A 3,016-nucleotide genomic window follows, 5' to 3' on the forward strand; every position below is an offset into this window, starting at 1 on the left:
TCAGATGCAGCGGCGCTGAGCGACAAGTTTCTCTACAACTTTGCCTACTGTCCGGTGCTTGCAGCGGCCTTTCCCGATTGCCGCATCGTGCACGTTCATCGAAACCCAATGGATAATTTGTGGTCGACCTTCACCAACCATTTTGCCCATGGTAATGAATGGACCTACAGCCTTGATCACTCCGTTGCTTCGTATCACCTCTACCGCCAGGTGATGGCAGCCCATGAGCAGCGCATTCCGGGACGGATCTACCACCTCAACTATGACCACTTAACGCAGCAGCCTGAGCAAGTGATTCCTGCTCTGATCGAGCATTGCGGCTTCGAATGGGACGAGGCGTATCTCCATCCAGAACGGGGGCGGCGACAGATCCACACCGCCAGTGCCGTTCAGGCCCGCAGCCCCATCAACAGCCGTTCGGTGGGTGGGTGGCAGCACTACCAAGGCTTGCTGCAGCCCTATGCCGATCAGCTGGAAGCACTGGGCTACAACACAGCGATCGAACCCATTGCATGATGGACACACCGTTCCGGTTGTGATGACTGCTCATCGGGGCTGGCACCTGCCCGCTGCTTCCGCACTGGCCTCCGCTGCAGCTTTGCTGGTGGCTGTTGTTCTGCCCGAAGCAGGCGAGGGTGCCCCGTTTGTGCCCTTCCCCAGCCAGGACAGCCTGCGCCAGGTGCAACTGGCGGCATTGGCCTGCGCCCGAGAAAACACCAGCGAAACCTGCAACCAGGCACGAAAGCTTGGGGATCCTCTGATGGATCACCCCAGGCTTCCCGCCAATTGCAAGGATCTGATCTGGCAGATGTTGGCTAGTGCCCAGCCAACCTCCACCAACAGCTTCAGCCGGCGGCAAGCGATCGCTGATCCCGCCGAACGCTTGCTGCTGGTGTGCCGCAGCACCGAGAAGCCTGAGGCCGCAGACGCACCGGCCGCCAAACCAGCCGGCGGCGGGATCAACTTTGGTGGCGGACAACGCTGAGGGGTGATCTCCGCTGCGAGAGAAACCGGCAGAGCCGACTAACTTGGTGCCGCCTCGGCAGCTTGCGATGACCAGCGGCGTGCAGCAGATCCCGCTCGATCAGCCTTTTCTCGACCAGAAGCCAGGCACCTCCGGCCTGCGCAAAAGCAGTCGACAATTTGAAACGCCCCATTACCTCGAAAGCTTCATCGAGGCGATCCTGCGCACCGTGCCCGGCATTACCGGCGGCACGCTTGTAGTGGGTGGCGACGGTCGCTACGGCAACCGCCGCGCCATCGGTGTGATCGCGCGCATGGCGGCAGCCCATGGCGTGGCCCGCATCGTCACCACCACTGGCGGCATCCTCTCCACCCCTGCCGCATCCAACCTGATCCGCCAGCGCCAGGCCACCGCCGGCATCATCCTCTCGGCGAGCCATAACCCTGGCGGACCCGACGGCGACTTCGGCGTCAAGGTGAATGGCGCTAACGGCGGACCAGCACCGGAATCACTCACCGACGCGATCTACGCCTGCACGCAGCAGCTCGATGGCTACCTGATCCACGATGACATTGCCCTCGATCTCAACGTCCCCGGCCAGCAAAGCATCGGCAACCTGCAGCTCGAGGTGATCGACGGGGTCGACGACTACGTCGCCCTGATGCAAAAGCTGTTCGACTTCGACGCGATCGCTGATCTGCTCAAAGGCGACTTCCCGATCGCCTTTGACGCGATGCATGCCGTGACGGGCCCCTACGCCACGCGACTACTGGAAGACCTGCTGGGCGCGCCCACCGGAAGCGTGCGCAACGGTGTTCCCCTCGAAGACTTCGGTGGCGGCCACCCCGACCCCAACCTCACCTACGCCCATGATCTGGCCGAGCTGCTGATGGGCAGCGACGCCTACCGCTTCGGAGCCGCCTGCGATGGCGACGGCGACCGAAACATGATCCTGGGCACGCGCTGTTTCGTGAACCCCAGCGACAGCCTGGCGGTGCTCACCGCCAACGCCACCCTGGTGCCAGGCTACGCCGATGGCCTGGCCGGCGTGGCCCGCTCGATGCCCACCAGCGCCGCCGCCGATGTGGTGGCCAAGGAGCTGGGCATCCCCTGTTTCGAGACGCCAACGGGGTGGAAGTTCTTCGGCAACCTGCTGGATGCGGGCCGGATCACGCTCTGCGGTGAGGAAAGCTTCGGCACCGGCAGCAATCACATCCGCGAGAAAGACGGTCTGTGGGCAGTGCTGTTCTGGCTCAACATCCTGGCCAAGCGACGTGAACCGGTGGCGCAGATCATGGCGGAGCACTGGAGCCGATTCGGGCGCCACTACTACTCACGCCACGACTACGAGGCCATCGCTAGCGACGCTGCCCACGGCCTCTATGACCGCATGAAAGCCATGCTGCCCTCACTGATGGGCCAGAGCTTCGCCGGCCGCACGATCGCCACGGCAGACGATTTCGCCTACACCGATCCGGTGGATGGCTCCCTCACCAGCGGCCAGGGCTTGCGCCTACTGCTCGACGATGGCAGCCGCGTGGTGCTGCGCCTTTCGGGCACTGGCACCCAGGGCGCAACGCTCCGGGTGTACCTCGAGAGCTACGTGCCCCCGAGTGGCGATCTCCATCAGGATCCCCAGGCTGCGCTGGGCGACCTGATTAGCGCCATCGATCAGCTGGCCGAGATCAAAACCCGCACCGGCATGAACAAGCCCACAGTGATCACCTGATCACGCGACGAACTCAACGGAAGGCAGAGAAGAGCTGAGTTCAGCTCTTCTCTGCCTTCCGATGGGCCTCAGGAACGCTGAAGCGAAGCCAGATAGCTGACGTGAACGGGGCGCGTCCAATAAATGGCAAGCGGGATGGCAACGAGCTCGTTGATGAACATGGCGTGGATGTAAGACGCCAATTCGATTTGCCCTTGCGCCAACAGCCATAGCTCGACTACCAAGATCTTGATCACGCCGACCCACAAGATCACCCGCAGCCAGTTCAGAGCGTTCAAAGACTTCCGGGTCGCCACACCAAACATCGCGATCAGAACGGCGAT

At 62.6% G+C, this 3,016-nt stretch carries 4 protein-coding genes; 3 read left to right on the top strand and 1 reads right to left on the bottom strand.

Annotated elements, in window-relative coordinates; genetic code table 11:
• The 3 genes from ACIQ2E_RS13745 to ACIQ2E_RS13755 form a co-directional block, all read left to right on the top strand.
• A partial coding sequence (locus tag ACIQ2E_RS13745) for a sulfotransferase family protein (protein ID WP_398331691.1) occupies window positions 1-516 on the top strand: 516 nt, incomplete at its 5' end.
• Between the two features lie 22 nt (window positions 517-538).
• Window positions 539-985, top strand: coding sequence for a hypothetical protein (locus ACIQ2E_RS13750; protein ID WP_398331694.1), 447 nt, complete (start codon window positions 539-541; stop codon window positions 983-985).
• Between the two features lie 67 nt (window positions 986-1,052).
• Complete coding sequence (locus ACIQ2E_RS13755) at window positions 1,053-2,693, top strand: alpha-D-glucose phosphate-specific phosphoglucomutase (RefSeq protein ID WP_398331697.1); 1,641 nt, start codon at window positions 1,053-1,055, stop codon at window positions 2,691-2,693.
• A gap of 68 nt (window positions 2,694-2,761) precedes the next feature.
• Here the strand turns inward: ACIQ2E_RS13755 and ACIQ2E_RS13760 are convergent.
• Window positions 2,762-3,016, bottom strand: a 255-nt coding sequence (locus ACIQ2E_RS13760; protein ID WP_398331700.1) for a hypothetical protein, incomplete at its 5' end; no start/stop codon positions are given.

Source organism: Vulcanococcus sp. (genome assembly GCF_044369115.1).
Taxonomy (GTDB): domain Bacteria; phylum Cyanobacteriota; class Cyanobacteriia; order PCC-6307; family Cyanobiaceae; genus Vulcanococcus.